We start from the raw sequence: 16,728 nt of genomic DNA on the forward strand, positions 1-16,728 counted from the left end.
AATGGAGAGAAAAGTCCATCATTGATCGTCGCACTCCATGTGAGTGCGTGGATTGAAATTGTTTTCCTTGTCTGTAGTGTCCATTTGATCGCGTCGTCGCACTCCATGTGAGTGCGTGGATTGAAATATTTTATTGTCAAAGTACTGTTGAGCCAATGGGTGCAGTCGCACTCCACATGAGTGCGTGGATTGAAATCAATTATCTGACCATTTCGCATCATTGTAGTATGTCGTCGCACTCCATGTGAGTGCGTGGATTGAAATCATTTACCGATGCCCCTGCGCTTCGCTCACAAGTCGCACTCTGTATGGAGTGCGTTTTTCACCCTCTTACTCTCCGCTTCCATCACTCGTCCTTTCCATTTCCATATGCATTAATATGCCAAAATTCACCTTTATACATTAGTCAAAAATATATTGACATATGGTTAATTTTGGAGAACAATAGAATGCAAGAATATAAAATTATGGAATTTTTATGTGGAGGGTGGTTTATGTATGGAAATCACACCTACGATTCGGGCGGAATTAGACAAATACCTAAAACAAGAGGGTTTGAGCCTAACGCAATTCGGGAATATTGCAGGCATTAACAGAGGAATAGTAAGTGGCATTGTAACTGGTAATAGTCCTATATCTGTTAACCAGCTTGATCTAATCACTGAGACTATGGGTTTACCGGAAGGCTTTTTTTACGAACGGTTCATAGATGACTACATCATCGAACGCTCTCCCAATATGCGTCGAATTGAGCGGTTGCTATATCGTTGTGCAGAGCTGGATAAGCTGGGGGCGATCAGTCGAATCGTTGGACAAATCATGGACAATCTACTCTATTCACCTAAACTATTTGAAATTGCAGAAGCGCTATTAGCACAAGGACGACATGCTGCTGCGCTGCTGCTCTATGAGAATGTAGCAGAAGTGGAGAAGTACCAACATTCTGAACGCTTGGCAGTCTGTCAATATCGTATATTCACTATACAGATTGGAGACGATCAAAACCAAAATCTCAGGGCAGCAACGATATTTGAAGCTTTTGTTGAGCGCTTGGATGAAATAGATCAGCTTGACGCATTGAAGGACTTGGCGAACGTGTACAGGTCTTTGCGTCAATGGGATAGGCTTGATGAAATGGCTCGAAAAATGAAGGTGAAAGCGGAAATTCAATATTCGATGAAACATCAACAGAAGAAACGAGAGCATAATGAATCCGAAAAAAAGCTAAGTCGTCCTATGTTTGTGTACATCACCTATGCTGACCTGTTGTGTGCAAGTGTCTGTGAAGCCGAAGGCGATTTTCAGCAAGCTCTAGATTATACATATGCCTACGCTAATTTAGATTGGGTCAAAGAGAAGGACGAGGATACCCGACACTGGATCGGTTTGTTTCAACATTGGGCGGAAGGTAATACTTACGTATATAAGCTTTTGTCTGGAGATATAAGCGTGCTTCAAGATTATGTTGAATATATTGCAGCGACATCAGGCTCTAATGAACAAGAGGAAATCTCCAAATTGTTGAATGTTATAATTGCAGCAAACCGATTTGAATTGGACGTGGATGATATACTTCAACGGTTTGAAACGGAGATTAATTCTTTTTCTGAACAGCCTCCATTCGATGATATGTATACTCAACAGGTGATACCGGACTATATCGCATGGTTTGGTTACGAATTAGCTTATTATGATTTACATCGAGGTTCTTACATTGATGGTTTTAAACATTTGATGTATTCAATGATAAGTTATCATAAGCTAAATAATGAGACTTATTTTATAAATTGTATGGGTCTATTTTTACACTTTCAGGATTATGCGGTTCCAGAAACTAAAGCAGCATTTTTAAATCTTATTGAAAAGGTGTGGATGAACAATGTTGAAAAAAATGGTGCTGCTGATCATCGCAGCTAGCTTTTTGTTTATTTTCACTGTGCCGGATCAAGCACTTAACCACCACCATAGTATTCAGCCTTACGTTACCATTGGAGGTGCTTAAACGGATAGATAGCTAAAAAAAGCTCTGCTAACCTTAATTGGTCGGCAGAGCTTTTTTAGCTATCAGTATAAATAATTGCTTTTTTATCCAAACCCACATTCCTCTTGCCACCTGGGTGGTGTTAATTGGAGGAACCTGCTGTTTTGACTTCCTCCAGCATTTTATCGTTATAGCCAAACATCCAGGTCAGGACAAAAGCTACAGCCATAGCAGCCACGTTCGCCAAAATATAAAGCGGAAGCTGATGATTCATGTAGAGCAATGTACCCGGAATGACCGTAATAGCCATACCTGTTGCCGCCAAATGGAAGATCGAAGCGATAAACCCGCCGACTGCCCCACCGATCAGGCCCATGACAAAAGGCTTCATATATCTCAGGTTGACCCCGAAAATAGTCGGCTCCGTAATCCCCAGAAAAGCGGACAACGAGGAAGGAAGCGCTAACGCTTTCAGCTTGCTGTTCTTCGTTTTCAGCCCAACCGCCAGACAAGCCGCACCTTGGGCAGCCATAGCGCAAGTAATAATCGCGTTGAAGGCGTTTACTCCGTTCTTTTCAAGCAGTTGAATTTCCAGAAAATTAAATATATGATGCACGCCCGTAACTACGATAATCTGATGCAGAAAACCGATGACAATCCCTGCGATACCGAAAGGCAAATCCAGTACAAACGTCGTTCCTTGCAGTACCCACTCTTCAAGTGAATGGAAAACCGGACCGATGGCAAACAGCCCCAGTATAATCATGATCAACAGTGTTAAAAACGGTGTAAGAATCAGATCCAGCGCTTCGAGCACCCGTTTGCGCAGCCCCCGTTCCAGCTTGGCTCCAATTAAACCTACGAAAAAGGCTGGCAATACCGAGCCCTGATAACCGACCACAGGGATGAAGCCGAACATCGTCAAGGGCTGAGCTGAGCCGTCCGCAACAGTCCTCGTGTCTGGACAGTTTATTGGATTTTTCCTTGTTTTGCAGGCTCATCCCACTTTGGATGCCTGATGCGGTTCGTGTTCCTCAGGTCGGAATTTTGCCGCCAGCTTCCTTCAGATTCCGCCTCACGGCGGACACCCTTGCTCTTGGCTAATGGTTGGCAACTGTCAGCCCCCATAGCGGACTTTCACCGCCTAGTTACGCGCCCATGCATGGCGCACAAAAAAGAACGCTCATTTTTACAAGCGTTCCGGAAAAAATTAGTTTTTTTTCTCTTTTTTTTCGTAAACAAAATTATTATAGATAATTTGCTTTGTCTGTGCTGTTATTTCCTCTTTATTGTCCCAATTTGCGACTTGATCGCTTGGATACTTATTCGGAACTTCAACAGGGAAAAAATCTCCATATTTTGAGTGTATAATTTCTGCTTGTGAAGATAACACTTTCTCGTTTATCTCCTTCTTTTTCTCAGGTGTGAGCCAGTCAGGATCATTGGTAGTTTGGGTTTGAGGCTTACTGCTGTTCGCAAAGGTCTGACTTTTGATAACAGCCACCGCCCCTCCGACAACGACAATTAGACTTAAGATAATAACAGCTGGTCTGAGTCGCTTGTTCACACTCACTTCCTCCCTTCCAAAAATAATCCAATTAACAAAATTTAATAACCCATGAATCCGTTCCCTGAAATAGTGTAGTCATTTAAATTATTAACTAACATTTGGTATTGTCCAGCTTCTGGTACCTTGATTTCAAATTTTGTATTCGTGCCTGTATATCTTCCAGAAACGATGCGAACCTTGCCCAAATAATCTCTACTCACAAGTGTATAACCTACATTGGGTTGAGACCAAGAACTATCATCTCCCCACTGCACCACACTTACAGGCACATACCCTGCATAACCAATTGAAAACTTATCTGACCAAAATCCATCGTTACGACTTAGGTGGCTAAATGACCAAGATGGCACAGCCATAGGGGAAATTTTTTCAATGGATTGAGTTTTATCGCTTTTTACAATTACTGATTCCAGTGGAACTGCATTGGCTATAGCCTCATTATACTCTTCAAGCGTCAAACCGCTCAAGAGCGTATCCGAATTAACAATTGAGGAGTAGGGTGGGAATAGGGACTGGTCAGAAGCGTCTTTAGCCGATGAAGATGAATCTGCATAAGAGCTTGCAGGATTCAATCCAATGGCCACTAACATAATAAATAGCATTGTTACAAGAAGTTTTTTCACAGATAATTGCCTCCAAATACTAAATTTTAACAACGTTTATATGATAACATACAAAATAACCATCGTATATATACTTTTTGAAATTTTTACCTCATTGACATAAAATTTTGTTTTTCGGGATTTGATAAAAATCGCTACAGTTTGTCAAGGAATACCGCATTAAAGGAAGGAAACTATTCTACTACCCAAGTCCATGCCATTGTAAATACTCTGGCAACCCGTTGCGTTCCGAACTGACTGGCGGCCAAAGTCATGATGCGTAACCGGATACGAAATGCTAAAGTTTAAAGAAAAACGGCCGCCCCACTTGGATGCTTTCTCTAGCAGCCCTTTTTAACAAGGGGTGAGAGCGCTCCAAAGTAGAACGACCGTTACATTTAATTCCTAGGCGTGTGCTTACTTATTCATACCACCTGGGTGGTGTTAATTGGAGGAACCTGCTGTTTTGACTTCCTCCAGCATTTTATCATTATAGCCGAACATCCAGGTCAGGACAAAAGCTACTGTCATAGCAGCCACGTTCGCCAAAATATAAAGCGGAAGCTGATGGTTCATGTAGAGCAATGTACCCGGAATGACCGTAATGGCCATACCTGTAGCCGCCAAATGGAAGATCGAAGCGATAAACCCGCCGACTGCCCCACCGATCAGGCCCATGACAAAAGGCTTCATATATCTCAGGTTAACCCCGAAAATAGCCGGCTCTGTAATCCCCAGAAAAGCGGACAACGAGGAAGGAAGCGCTAACGCTTTCAGCTTGCTGTTCTTCGTTTTCAGTCCAACCGCCAGACAAGCCGCACCTTGGGCAGCCATAGCGCAAGTAATGATCGCGTTGAAAGCGTTTACTCCGTTCTTTTCGAGCAGTTGAATTTCCAGAAAATTAAATATATGATGCACACCCGTAACTACGACAATTTGATGCAGAAAACCGATAACAATCCCTGCGATACCGAAAGGCAAATCCAGTACAAACGTCGTTCCTTGCAGTACCCACTCTTCAAGAGAATGGAAAACCGGACCGATAGCAAACAGCCCCAGTATAATCATGATCAACAGTGTTAAAAACGGTGTAAGAATCAGATCCAGCGCTTCGGGTACCCGTTTGCGCAGCCCCCGTTCCAGCTTGGCTCCAATTAAACCTACGAAAAAGGCTGGCAATACCGAGCCCTGATAACCAACCACAGGGATGAAGCCGAACATCGTCAAGGGATGAGCTGAGCCGTCCGCAACAGCATAGGCGTTGGGCAAGGCCGGATTCACCAGCATCAAACCGAGAACGATACCGAGCACCGGGCTGCCGCCGAATACTCTAAAGGCTGACCACGCGACCAGCGCAGGTAGAAAAGCAAAAGCCGTATCCGTCAATACTTGGGTAAACAATAGGAAATTCGGTGAAATATCCTGCGGCGTCATGCCGAACAGGGCCAGAATTTGCGGCTGGGTAAGCAAGCCGCGCAAGCCCATGAACAGCCCCGTAGCAACCAGCACCGGAATGATCGGTACAAATACGTCGCCAAAGGTACGAATGGAGCGTTGGAAGACGTTGCCTTCCTTTTTCCCCTGACTCTTCACTTCTTCTTTAGAGGATCCGGTCACTCCGAGCTTCTCGACCTCTTCAAAAATCCGATTGACCGTACCTGTACCAAAAATAATCTGATACTGACCCGAGTTAAAAAAAGCTCCTTTGACCTTGTCGATTTCTTCAACCTTTTTCTGGTCAATCTTCTCCTTGTCATGCACCATAATCCGCAGGCGTGTCGCGCAGTGAGCAAAGGACGCAATATTATCCTTCCCACCGATTGCTTGGATCACTTCTTTGGCTATTTCCCGGTTCTCCGTCATGATGTTCATCCTCTCGTTCATTCCGTTATGTTATTGATGATTAACGATCCACTTGATGATGTTGAATATTCATGTAAAATCCCATTTTACCGCTTGGAAGAGAGCCTCTCCCTTGTCGGCAAAAAAGCGTATTTCGTCACTCTCTGGGTGCGGAAAAATACGACTGGTGAACACCTCTTCCCCATCATTGACGAAAATTTCAACCGAAGACGTATCCACGAACAGATGAAGCTTGATACGGTCCCCATTCATGGCGCACTGTCTTATCTCACCATACGAAGCAGCGACAGGCTCACCCGATTGCGAACGGTCCATCACAAGCTTGCGGCTCACGGCATCATATCGGATCACCGTTTTCTCGGTCGCACTTGCGCGGAATTCAATACCGCATGCCTTGGCGCTCAAAAGATCATACTCACAAATCAGCTCATAAGCCGTACCCTTGAAGCCCGTATAGGTTTTGCTCTCCGACGTTAATGCGTCGGCTACCCGTTCCTCACGCTTTCTACGCAGCGTAGTTAGCTCAGGTATTGGCCTTTGTATGAGTTTGCCCTCATGAAGCGTAAGCTCCCTCGGCAGCGTCAGGCAATGCGCCCATCCGTTCGGATCTGTCGGACAATCAATATCCGGTAATCCCATCCACGCCACCATAATACGCCGCCCCTGCGGGTCGATCATCGTCTGCGGTGCATAAAAGTCAAAGCCACGGTCCAGCTCGCGGAATGCCCCATGCTCCAATATTCTGGTGCCGGTATCCAGCGACTTGCCGATCACGTAACCCGACTGATAAATATTGTGATTCTCATCCCCGGAAGGCTCCAGGCCCTGAGGAGAAAATACCAATACACCCAAGCCGTCCAGTTCAAAATAATCCGGGCATTCCCACATGTAGCCAAACGTCTCCAGCCCTGTCCGCAGTTCCCCCTGAAACTGCCACGTATGGAGGTCGGTTGACCGATAAAGGACGGCGCAGCCTGTTAAATTCGCTCTCTGGGCACCGATCACACAGTAAAAGCTGTCTCCGTCCTTCCACAGCTTGGGATCACGAAAATGATCCGTATAGCCTTCCGGCACGTTCGGAATAACGGGATGCTCCCATTTTGTAATGAGACCGCTCTCATCCATAACGGCCATACATTGATAAGGATGTCTGATCCAGTCCCTGTCACGTGTATTTCCCGTATATAGCATATACAGCTTGCCCTCATGCGCCATCGCGCTACCTGAATAAGCACCATGTGAATCAAAATAATCGCCCGGTGCGATACCGATGCCTGCGTCGGCCCATGTGACCAAATCTCTGGACTTCAAATGATACCAGTATTTCATTCCATGATCGGTTCCAAACGGGAACCACTGATAGAACAAATGGTATTCACCCTGATAATACGAAAAGCCATTGGGATCATTGAGCAAGCCTGTCGATGGCTGAATATGAAACTCCTGCCGCCAGTGACATTGCTCCACCTTTTTCTCCAAGCTGGCTATTTCACCGGGCTCTGCCTGCTCAATCAGTCGATACTTTTGTTCTTTTGTCATTTTCATAGGTGTACCTCATTCTTATTAAAACTTTCGCCTCAGGAACCGGTTCCAATTTAATGAAAAAATAATATACAGGAACCGGTTCCTGTATGATTAAAAAAATATACTCATCCATGGATTTGCAACCGATTCCACTTGTGCCCGAGCGCTATGGAACCGGTTTCGTAGAAATTATAATCCACCTGTTCAGCGTTTGTCAACGCTTTCTCTCTCTATAAGAGAATAATTCATAACAGTCACTTTCTCTACTGGTTTGTGTTCTACCAGCCGTACAATATTTTGCGCTGCTACGCGTCCTGCTTCCATGTAAGGATATTGCACGGTTGTTAGCGCAGGATGAATCACCTCCGTAATATCGTATCCCCCAAAGCCAGTCACCGACAATTCCGATGGAATGGCAATCCCTCTGGAATACGCCGCGTTGATCACGCCAAGCGCAATATTATCCGTAGCACACACCATTAAGGATGGCCTGAATCCATCTAAAATCGCAGACGCAGCCACCCGTGCATCAGACATTTTAAATCCGGTTTCATAGTATCTGATATCGTACCCAGCGGATCGCTCCAGTTGCTTCACATCTTCCATATGAGCTTGATCGGGCAATGAATCTCGAACAGCCTGCTTAAAGCCCTCCTTGCGCCGCACACCGACAGCGACATCCTTTTCCGTAACGCCGACGTAGGCAATTTCACGGTGGCCCTGTGACAGAACATATGCGCCGATATCATATCCCGCTCGGTAGTCATCATGGATAAGGCTGTGAAGCTGCGTGTGCTGCTGCCCCACCAGCAAAACCGGAATGGCAATGTCGCGGATCGCGGTCAGATGCTCATCGGTAATTTCAGCAGCCAGTAAAATAATACCGGAAATCTTTTGCCGACCCAGCTCATAAATGGCTTCTATTTCACGCTGTACATCTTGGCTCGTATTAGAGATCAGCATCTGATAATGCTGAGAACGCAGCTCCTCATCAATACCCATCAGCGTATGGGATGTCGCAAAAGAATCCAGACGTGGCACAACGGTGCCGATAATGTTGGTCCGCTTCGCCTTAAGACTCTGGGCAAAGGCATTGGGCACATAGCCCGTGGCCTTGACCACCTTTTCAATTTTACGTCTCGTATCCACACTGACAGCCCCGCCGTTCAAAAAACGGGATACCGTGCTCTTGGCCACGCCAGCCATTTGGGCTATATCTGCAATCGTCTTATTCATGAGGTCCCCCGAATTGTCTTCATTTTCACAAGCTCCCAAAACGTCTCTTTTATCATACCCTATAATACCATATGGCGGGGTTGGAATGCTGTTGCTCCAGACCCATCACGGACAAAAAACACCGCTCCCTTCAATGAAGAAAGGAACGGCGTATCATGGAAATAGAGTTTAAAAATCAAAGTTATCCGGATCAGGACCTACCCGATGATTCGCATTTAACGCCTGAATTCGGTCCATATCCTCTTGCGTCAATTCAAAATCAAAAATGTCGGCATTTTCGACAATCCGATGCGCCTTGGTAGACTTGGGAATGGTGACAACTCCCTGCTGCACATCCCAGCGCAAAATCACTTGCGCCACCGATTTGCCATACTTGGTCGCTATGTCTTGCAGTACCGCATGATCAAGCAATTGGCCTTGCATTAACGGGGACCAGGCTTCCATTTGAATGTTGTTCTTTTGACAGAATTGCAGTAGCTCGGTTTGTGTTAATTGTGGATGAAACTCCACCTGATTCACCATTGGCGTGATTTCAGCATCCTTCATAAGGTCCTCCAAATGATGAATCTGGAAGTTGCTGACTCCGATTGCCTTGATCCGCCCTTCTTTATACAAGGACTCCAAAGCTCTCCAGGCTTCTTTATACTTGCCTTGAACCGGCCAATGAATCAGATACAGATCCAGATAGTCCAGACCCAGCTTGTCCAGACTTACTTCATAGGCTGCCCGTGTCTCTTCATACCCCAAATCGGCATTCCACACTTTGGACGTTACGAAAAGGTCTTCTCTGGACAGGTTATTTTCCTGAAGAGCCTCGCCGATGGCTTGTCCTACACTGTTTTCGTTGGCATAAGCTGCGGCTGTATCTATACTGCGATAACCATGCTTCACAGCCGTTTTGATGGCATCGACCAGCTCTGAGCCTTCCTCCACTTTAAATACCCCGATTCCGAACCAAGGCATGTGAACTCCGTTGTGCAATGTTGTTGTGCTTTGTAAGTTTTGAGTCATTGTTTATCTTCCTCTCTGCATTTATTAAGATTGTGAACCTATTGCGGGGATTGCATCCCTTTTTTCTAGCGTGCGACTCCAGCCTGTGAGTAGAACCGCAGCGAAAACCATAATCGCCCCGATCCAGGTCGTATGAATGAGACCCAAGGAATCAGTCACCCTTCCACCCACGTATGCTCCAATCGCAATTCCCGCGTTGAAAGCAGCGATATTGACGGCAGAAGCGACATCTACGGCTTTGGGGGCAAAACGTTCAGCCAGCATCACCACATATACCTGTAGGCCAGGCACGTTCATAAACGCAAGCAATCCCATAAAAAAAATCGTAATCAGTCCGGCGGTTTTAAAAGGAGCTGTGAACAACAGAACGAGCAGGACAATCGCTTGAATCAGGAACATGTAAAATAAAGCTGAAAGCGGCTTGCGGTTAGCAGCTTTTCCACCCATAACATTCCCTATGGCAATCGCGATTCCATACAGCAAAAGAATAAACGTTACCGTACTCTGCTTAAATCCGGTTATGTCGTGAAGCAATGGAGATAAATAAGTAAACACGACAAACGTGCCTCCATACCCCAAGGCTGTAATGATAAAGGCGAGTAGCAAGCGACCATTGGTAACCAGTTTGACCTGCTCCCGGAAGGGGGGTCTGTTCCCTTTTCGCAGAGTGGATGGCAGCAAAATCAGATTCGCAATGAGTGCCACCACACCGACGATCACAATCGCCATGAAGGCCGCTCGCCAGCCCCATTGCTGCCCAATAAAGGTCCCCAAGGGTACACCCGTGACCGTGGCTACGGTCAGCCCGGAGAACATAATGGAAATGGCACTGGCTCGGCGATCATTGGGTACAAGATCGGCTGCGATGGTGGAGCCGATGGACATGAACACCCCATGGGAGAACGCCGAGACCACACGTGCAATCAGCAGCATGACAATTCCACTGGAGAACGCTGCGAGGCTGTTGCCTGCAATAAATACAATCATGATCCACAGCAGCAGCGTTTTACGGGGAATACTGGATGTTAACGAGGTCAAAACGGGAGCCCCGATGGTAACTCCTAAAGCATACAACGTGACGGTTAAGGCCGACATGGTTACGGATATGTGCAAGTCCTCAGCGATCAGGGGAAGCAGTCCCACGCTGATGAACTCGGTTGTCCCAATGGCAAAGGCACTTACGGCTAAAGCCAGTAATGGCCAAATACTTCGTTTTGAGTCTGACGACATGTCTTTCACTCCTATCTCAGCATTTTTCATAATTCGATTCCTCACGCTTAGAGGTACACTACATAGACGAACTAGACCGTTTCGACCTATATAGTGCTGATTAGAATTGAAATCACTCCTGGGATTTATGCAAAATGCTCATCTATAGAAATCTTCGACCAGCAAATGTTATTATGAGTTATTCAAGCAATTATGAACAGTACGTACTTTTTAGTGATATAGGTACCAAAAAGTACCCTAAACAAAAGGTGAAACACACGGAGGGATCGACATTGGGTCAGAAAAAATACAACATCTCGGTTGAGGCGACTTTAGAGGTTATCGGTGGGAAGTGGAAGTGTGTGATCCTGTGTCATTTGACACATGGGAAAATGCGGACAAGCGAATTGAAACGCATCATGCCTTCGATTACACAAAAAATGCTGACGCAGCAGCTCCGGGAATTAGAGGAAGACGGCATCGTCAATCGAATTAGCTACAATCAGGTGCCTCCCAAAGTGGAGTACGAGCTTAGTGAATATGGTTGCAGTCTGACGGGCATTTTGGATTCTCTGTGCGCCTGGGGAGAAAAGCATATTATTAAAGAGTACGGGGATAAATCCGTTGTACTGGAGGATAACATTCTGAATAAGCTGTAAAAAAAGAGTACACCCATTCCTTCTTCCTAAGTCCTTGTACCCTTGATGGAACTTTGTACAATAATTTACAATGTAAAAAGTTTCACATACTCTACTTTGGGAAGAAGGATCATGCACAATGAAAAAAAACTGGAGAGTTTGCTTGTCCAGCATGTTTGCTATTTTCCTGGTTGTGTCGGCAACCGGATGTAATGCTCAGCCCGCCACTTCCAAATCTACGATTACTTCGTCTTCACCGACTGGTAGCGCCGCCCATGCGGTTGTTCAGAAAAATCCACACTGGTCCTATGAGGGAGAGGAGGGACCGGAACATTGGGGAGAGCTGGAAAAGGATTTCGCCGCTTGTGGTAATGGCCACGAACAATCCCCTGTCAACATAGAACATACTCGAATGGAAGCTTCGCAAACGCAGCAGCCGATACAGGTTCACTACACCAATACGAAAGTATCCATTCTGAATAATGGACACACCATTCAAATCAATGCAGCCAGCCCCGGTAATACTATTGTACTGGATGGTACTAAATTCACTTTAAAGCAGTTTCACTTCCATCATCCTAGTGAACACCAAATAGATGGTAAAAATGCCGATATGGAGCTTCATTTTGTTCATCAGGGTGACAACGGCAGCACCGCCGTCTTAGGCGTACTCATTCAAGGCGGCAAGGAGAATAAGGCTTTCAGCCGTATTTGGTCCAAACTTCCAAAAGATGTTTCCCAGGAAGAGGCTCTGGAGGGAGAACTGAATCTCGCTACTCTTCTGCCGAAGGACCTGCACTCGATTCGCTATAACGGATCTCTGACCACTCCGCCATGCACAGAGCATGTGAACTGGACAGTGCTGGAACAACCCATTGAAATGTCGGCCGACCAAATCAGTCAGTTCGCCACCCTTTTTCCCGATAACCATCGTCCTGTACAACAACTGGGAGCCCGTGAACTGACTGCCGATAAATAATGAAATAAGTACCCTACGACAGCTAACAGAAACTCTGCCGCCGCTGACAGTAAAATACCAAGAAGCCCCTCTGTCCATAAGATAAACAGGGGGGCTTCTTGGTTATTTTAGTGGTTGCCAGTCTTTACAAATGAACCAGTTCCTCCACCTTTACTGGCTGACCTGTACGAATAGAACGGTTGGCGGCAATACCGGTCAAAATGGACCATGCACCGTCGATATGTGAGGCTGCGCGATGAAACCGATCATCTGCCGGCTTATCAAAAATATCCCGCAGCATGACCGGATCACCACCGCCATGACCACCCACGCCTTCCTCTACCTCCACCTCATAAGGTGCTGCAAAGTGGGGATAGATCGTAATGGTTTTTTCTTTTAACGCCCCCTCGTCTGCCTTACTGCCCCCGGAATTAACGTAGGATTGCTCGGATACCCGAACCTCCATCCGTCCCTTGGTGCCGTTGAACACGATGATAAATCCCTCCCAAGGCATGTAAGCATTCAGCGAGTAGTTCATGACTGTCTTGTTCTTGTACTTCACCATGACACTAAGCGTGTCCTCAATGCTAATATTGTCGCCAAATACGCTTTGATCCCGCACATAGCCATCCTCATGCTCGGCATCCAGATACATGCTTTTCAGGTGCTCGTTACGGTCAAGATGCAACGCAAAAGGATCATCTTCTGCCGCCTTGCTGCCGTAAGCCCGTTGATAGAACTCAGTCACACCACGTTGTTCCGCATTTTCCCGTCCATAAAATTTCAGATCGCCCATCGCATACACCGTTTCCGGCTTTGAGCCGAGCCAAAAGTTCATTAAATCGAAATGATGCGTCGATTTATGCACCAGCAGACCGCCACTATTGCGCTTATCCCGGTGCCAGCGACGGAAATAATCCGCACCATGCTGTGTGTTCAGCAGCCATTCGAAATTGACCGACAAGATATCACCAAGCGTCCCGTCCATAATAATCTCGCGGATTTTCGTATTATGCGGCGCATAGCGGTAGTTAAAGGTGACGCGTAGCTTGCGTCCCGTGCGATCTATGGCGTCCAAAATATCCTGGCATTTATCCTCATCCACCGTCATCGGCTTCTCGGAAATAACATCACAGCCCAGTTCCATCGCCCGGATAATATACTGATGATGCACACGGTCAATGGTCGTGACGATCACGATATCCGGCTTCGTTTCTGCGATCATTCGTTCAAATTCATGGGCTTTATAGGTCTGAATCGGCTCGTGCTCATATTTCTCCTGCAACAGCCGATTGGCATAGTCCATTCTCGTCTGATTGACGTCACAGAACGCGATCAGCTCCGAGGTATCCTTGAAAACGGTAACAACTTCACCGTAAAAAAATTCGGCTCTTCCTCCAGTACCCACAAGTGCATATTTGATTTTAGCCAATTGGCACACACCCTTTGCATGAATTACTTTTATTTTATAGTATAAGAAAGAGCGAATTCTTCGCATTTATTGTGAATTGGTCCTTAAAGTATACATATATTATCCATTTGAATTTTCTCGTAAAGGAGACCGTTGATGTGATCGTCACACCCCGTTTTGCCATCGAGCAAGCGCTACGGACAGAGCCGTTCAGCATGTCCGCTGACCATGTTCACCAAGCACATGAAATCTATTATCTGCTGGCAGGAGAGCGCTACTATTACATTAATCAGCGGGTATATGCGCTACAGAAGGGCGATCTGATCTGGATCAGCAAACACGATTTTCATCGCACGAGCAACAAGGGCAACGGTAGCCATGAGCGGATTCTGATCAATTTTGATGAAGCGTTTGTTGCCACGTCGATGCCTGACGCCCCGTCCAGCGATCAGAAGCAGCCCCTCCTGCCGGAGAAAAGCTTTCTGCTTCGCCCTTCGACGGAGGAACAGCGCGAGCTGGAGCATCTGTTCCAGCAAATGCTGGATGAGTACCATCAAGACCATGCATACCGCCATATGTATCTCCAAAGCTTGCTACTCCAGCTGCTTATCCGAATCGGCCGCATACAATCCTCCACCCCCGACACCATTGCGCCGGAACGCAGCGAGAAGCAGCAGCGAGTGTATGCAGTCATCGAATACCTGCATGCCCACTATGCGGAGAGGCTGACCCTGGATCAACTGGCAAGGCATTTTTATATCAGCAGTACGTATTTGTGCCGGATTTTCAAGCAGACCACAGGCTTTACCTTAATAGAGTACCTTCAGGATGTCCGGGTCCAGCAAGCACGAGCGTATCTGAGAGAAACGAGCTGGAAAGTGACCGCCATTGCTGAAAAAACGGGCTTTGACAGCATCGCTCACTTTGGTCGTGTATTCAAGCAATGCACCGGGTATACCCCGTTACAGTATCGAAAAGAACAGAAAAAGGAGCAGGGAAACGCTTCTACCCCTTGATACCCGTCAAGGTAATGCCTTCGATAATTTGTTTTTGAGCAATCATATAGACGATCAGCACCGGAACGACGGAAATGGTAGTACCCGCCATCATCAACGACCAATCCGCGGTATACAGCCCTTTGAAATTGTTGAGCAGCAGCGGAACCGTGAATTTCTCTGGTGTATTGAGGTAAATCAGCGGATCGAGAAAGCTGTTCCAGGCGCCCAAAAAGGTGAAAATCCCAATCGCGGCTAACGCTGGACGAACCAACGGCAGAATCACACTCCAGTAAATGCGAATGTACCCCGCCCCGTCCATGACCGCTGCTTCCTCCAGATCGCGCGGAATCCCCATCACGAACTGGCGCAGCAGGAACACCGCAAACGCGTTAAACAACGCTCCGGGTACAATCAGCGACCAATGCGTATCCAGCCACCCGATGCGGTCCATCACCAAATACAGCGGGATCATCGTCACCTGCTTGGGCACCATCATCGTAGCGAGGAACAGGATAAACAGGACATTCGACCCCGGAAAACGGATTTTAGCAAAAGCATACGCCGCCATGGACGCGCTAATCAGCGTCGCTGTCACGATAATGACCGTAATATAAAAGCTGTTCATGTACGCCTGTACGAAGGGCATAGCCTCCAGTGAAGCCGGATAATTGCTCCATACAAACGGATCGGGAATCCATTGGGGCGGGACGACAAAAATTTGAGAGATATCCTTCAGAGAACTGAGAACCGTCCACAGGAAGGGAAAAAACATCATCAGAGAGCCGACAGCGAGCAGCACATGGCGCAGGAAATCCCTGCTGTTTTGCCTAATCTCCATAGTGCACCCACCTCTTTTGCATTTTAAATTGCAGTAGGGTAAAGACAAGAATAATCGCGAACAAAATCATTGCTGCCGCAGCACTTTCCCCCATCGTAAAATCAATGAATGCCTGATCGTAAATATGGTACACAAGCGTATAGCTTGCCTTGGCTGGCCCCCCATTCGTCATGACGAACGCCTGATCGAACACCTGAAAAGAGCTAATAACCATCATGATGGTGACAAAAAAGGTCGTAGGTGACAATAGCGGCAGGGTAATATACCTTAGCTGCTGGAACTTGCTGGCCCCGTCAATTTCGGCTGCCTCGTAATAGCTTTTGGAGATGCCCTGAAGTCCTGCCAGGAAAATGACCATATTGTATCCCAGCCCCAGCCATATGCTCAAAAGCGCAATCGACGGAATTACCCACTGCGTATCCGTAAGCCACATCGGGCCTGTAATCCCAATCGCTCGCAGCAGATAATTTAAAATGCCAAATTCGCCGTTCAGTATCCACATCCAGATGACCCCGACCGATACCGAGCTGGTCACAACAGGCATGAAAAAGAACAAACGATAGATTTCCTTGCCCTTTACTTTATTGAGCATGATGGCTACGAGCAGAGCCAATACAATCCCCGCGGGGATAACCAGCACCATATAGTACACTGTATTCATCAGTGCCTTCCAGAAATCAGGATCAGCTAATTGGTCTCTGAAATTATCCAAACCGACAAATACAGGCACGCCAAAGCCATCCCAATTCACAAAGCTTAAATAGAACGCATACAGCAGCGGCAGCAGTGAGAAACATAGCAGGCCCAGAAACTGGGGGCTAATGAATAGATAGCCCCACAGCGCTTGATGCTTTTTCTGCATCTTGTCACCTTCCTCCCCGGTCACGGC

15 protein-coding genes and 1 pseudogene are annotated in these 16,728 nt (G+C 46.7%); 4 read left to right on the forward strand and 12 right to left on the reverse strand.

Features of this window, described 5'->3' with window-relative positions:
* The first annotated feature begins 498 nt into the window (after nucleotides 1-498).
* The gene (locus QD47_RS04210) at nucleotides 499-1,917 is read left to right on the forward strand and encodes a helix-turn-helix domain-containing protein (protein WP_044644938.1); all 1,419 of its coding nucleotides are present in this window, start codon (nucleotides 499-501) and stop codon (nucleotides 1,915-1,917) included.
* 206 nt (nucleotides 1,918-2,123) lie between these two features.
* Here the strand turns inward: QD47_RS04210 and QD47_RS04215 are convergent.
* From QD47_RS04215 to QD47_RS04250, 9 genes and pseudogenes are all read right to left on the reverse strand, one after another.
* Nucleotides 2,124-2,945, reverse strand: a pseudogene (locus QD47_RS04215) (PTS transporter subunit EIIC); the annotation flags it as partial.
* Nucleotides 2,946-2,950: 5 nt separating this feature from the next.
* Nucleotides 2,951-3,109, reverse strand: coding sequence for a hypothetical protein (locus QD47_RS32405; protein ID WP_200893386.1), 159 nt, complete (start codon nucleotides 3,107-3,109; stop codon nucleotides 2,951-2,953).
* A gap of 82 nt (nucleotides 3,110-3,191) precedes the next feature.
* The gene (locus QD47_RS04220) at nucleotides 3,192-3,548 is read right to left on the reverse strand and encodes a hypothetical protein (RefSeq protein WP_025683674.1); all 357 of its coding nucleotides are present in this window, start codon (nucleotides 3,546-3,548) and stop codon (nucleotides 3,192-3,194) included.
* 41 nt (nucleotides 3,549-3,589) lie between these two features.
* The gene (locus QD47_RS04225) at nucleotides 3,590-4,174 is read right to left on the reverse strand and encodes a hypothetical protein (protein WP_044644939.1); all 585 of its coding nucleotides are present in this window, start codon (nucleotides 4,172-4,174) and stop codon (nucleotides 3,590-3,592) included.
* Nucleotides 4,175-4,597: 423 nt separating this feature from the next.
* Complete coding sequence (locus tag QD47_RS04230) at nucleotides 4,598-6,016, reverse strand: sucrose-specific PTS transporter subunit IIBC (protein WP_044644940.1); 1,419 nt, start codon at nucleotides 6,014-6,016, stop codon at nucleotides 4,598-4,600.
* Nucleotides 6,017-6,085: 69 nt separating this feature from the next.
* A complete protein-coding gene (locus QD47_RS04235) occupies nucleotides 6,086-7,561 on the reverse strand; it encodes a glycoside hydrolase family 32 protein (RefSeq protein WP_044644941.1) in 1,476 nt (491 codons plus the stop codon).
* Nucleotides 7,562-7,744: 183 nt separating this feature from the next.
* A complete protein-coding gene (locus tag QD47_RS04240; RefSeq protein ID WP_044644942.1) occupies nucleotides 7,745-8,776 on the reverse strand; it encodes a LacI family DNA-binding transcriptional regulator in 1,032 nt (343 codons plus the stop codon).
* A gap of 168 nt (nucleotides 8,777-8,944) precedes the next feature.
* Nucleotides 8,945-9,787, reverse strand: a complete 843-nt coding sequence (locus QD47_RS04245) for an aldo/keto reductase (protein WP_044644943.1) — start codon at nucleotides 9,785-9,787, stop codon at nucleotides 8,945-8,947.
* A gap of 24 nt (nucleotides 9,788-9,811) precedes the next feature.
* Nucleotides 9,812-11,017 carry an MFS transporter gene (locus QD47_RS04250; protein ID WP_044644944.1) on the reverse strand — a complete coding sequence of 402 codons (1,206 nt, stop codon included), beginning with the start codon at nucleotides 11,015-11,017 and terminating at the stop codon, nucleotides 9,812-9,814.
* Nucleotides 11,018-11,289: 272 nt separating this feature from the next.
* Here QD47_RS04250 and QD47_RS04255 point away from each other — a divergent pair, with 272 nt between their 5' ends.
* Together QD47_RS04255 and QD47_RS04260 are read left to right on the forward strand one after the other, a co-directional pair.
* Complete coding sequence (locus tag QD47_RS04255) at nucleotides 11,290-11,655, forward strand: winged helix-turn-helix transcriptional regulator (RefSeq protein WP_044644945.1); 366 nt, start codon at nucleotides 11,290-11,292, stop codon at nucleotides 11,653-11,655.
* Between the two features lie 118 nt (nucleotides 11,656-11,773).
* A complete protein-coding gene (locus tag QD47_RS04260) occupies nucleotides 11,774-12,613 on the forward strand; it encodes a carbonic anhydrase (protein WP_044644946.1) in 840 nt (279 codons plus the stop codon).
* A 124-nt stretch (nucleotides 12,614-12,737) separates the two neighbouring features.
* On the opposite strand, the gene QD47_RS04265 is transcribed toward QD47_RS04260, so the two are convergent.
* Nucleotides 12,738-14,024, reverse strand: coding sequence for a Gfo/Idh/MocA family protein (locus QD47_RS04265; protein ID WP_044644947.1), 1,287 nt, complete (start codon nucleotides 14,022-14,024; stop codon nucleotides 12,738-12,740).
* Nucleotides 14,025-14,161: 137 nt separating this feature from the next.
* On the opposite strand from QD47_RS04265, the gene QD47_RS04270 reads away from it, so the two are divergent.
* Complete coding sequence (locus QD47_RS04270) at nucleotides 14,162-15,019, forward strand: helix-turn-helix transcriptional regulator (RefSeq protein WP_044644948.1); 858 nt, start codon at nucleotides 14,162-14,164, stop codon at nucleotides 15,017-15,019.
* Here QD47_RS04270 and QD47_RS04275 read toward each other — a convergent pair.
* The gene (locus tag QD47_RS04275; protein WP_044644949.1) at nucleotides 15,009-15,839 is read right to left on the reverse strand and encodes a carbohydrate ABC transporter permease; all 831 of its coding nucleotides are present in this window, start codon (nucleotides 15,837-15,839) and stop codon (nucleotides 15,009-15,011) included. The genes QD47_RS04270 and QD47_RS04275 overlap by 11 nt on opposite strands.
* On the reverse strand, nucleotides 15,829-16,701 hold the full coding sequence (locus QD47_RS04280; protein ID WP_044644950.1) for a carbohydrate ABC transporter permease: 873 nt from the start codon (nucleotides 16,699-16,701) through the stop codon (nucleotides 15,829-15,831). The genes QD47_RS04275 and QD47_RS04280 overlap by 11 nt, the downstream gene beginning before the upstream one ends.
* Between the last annotated feature and the right edge of the window lie 27 nt (nucleotides 16,702-16,728).

Source organism: Paenibacillus terrae (assembly GCF_000943545.1).
Taxonomy (GTDB): Bacteria; Bacillota; Bacilli; order Paenibacillales; family Paenibacillaceae; genus Paenibacillus; species Paenibacillus terrae_A.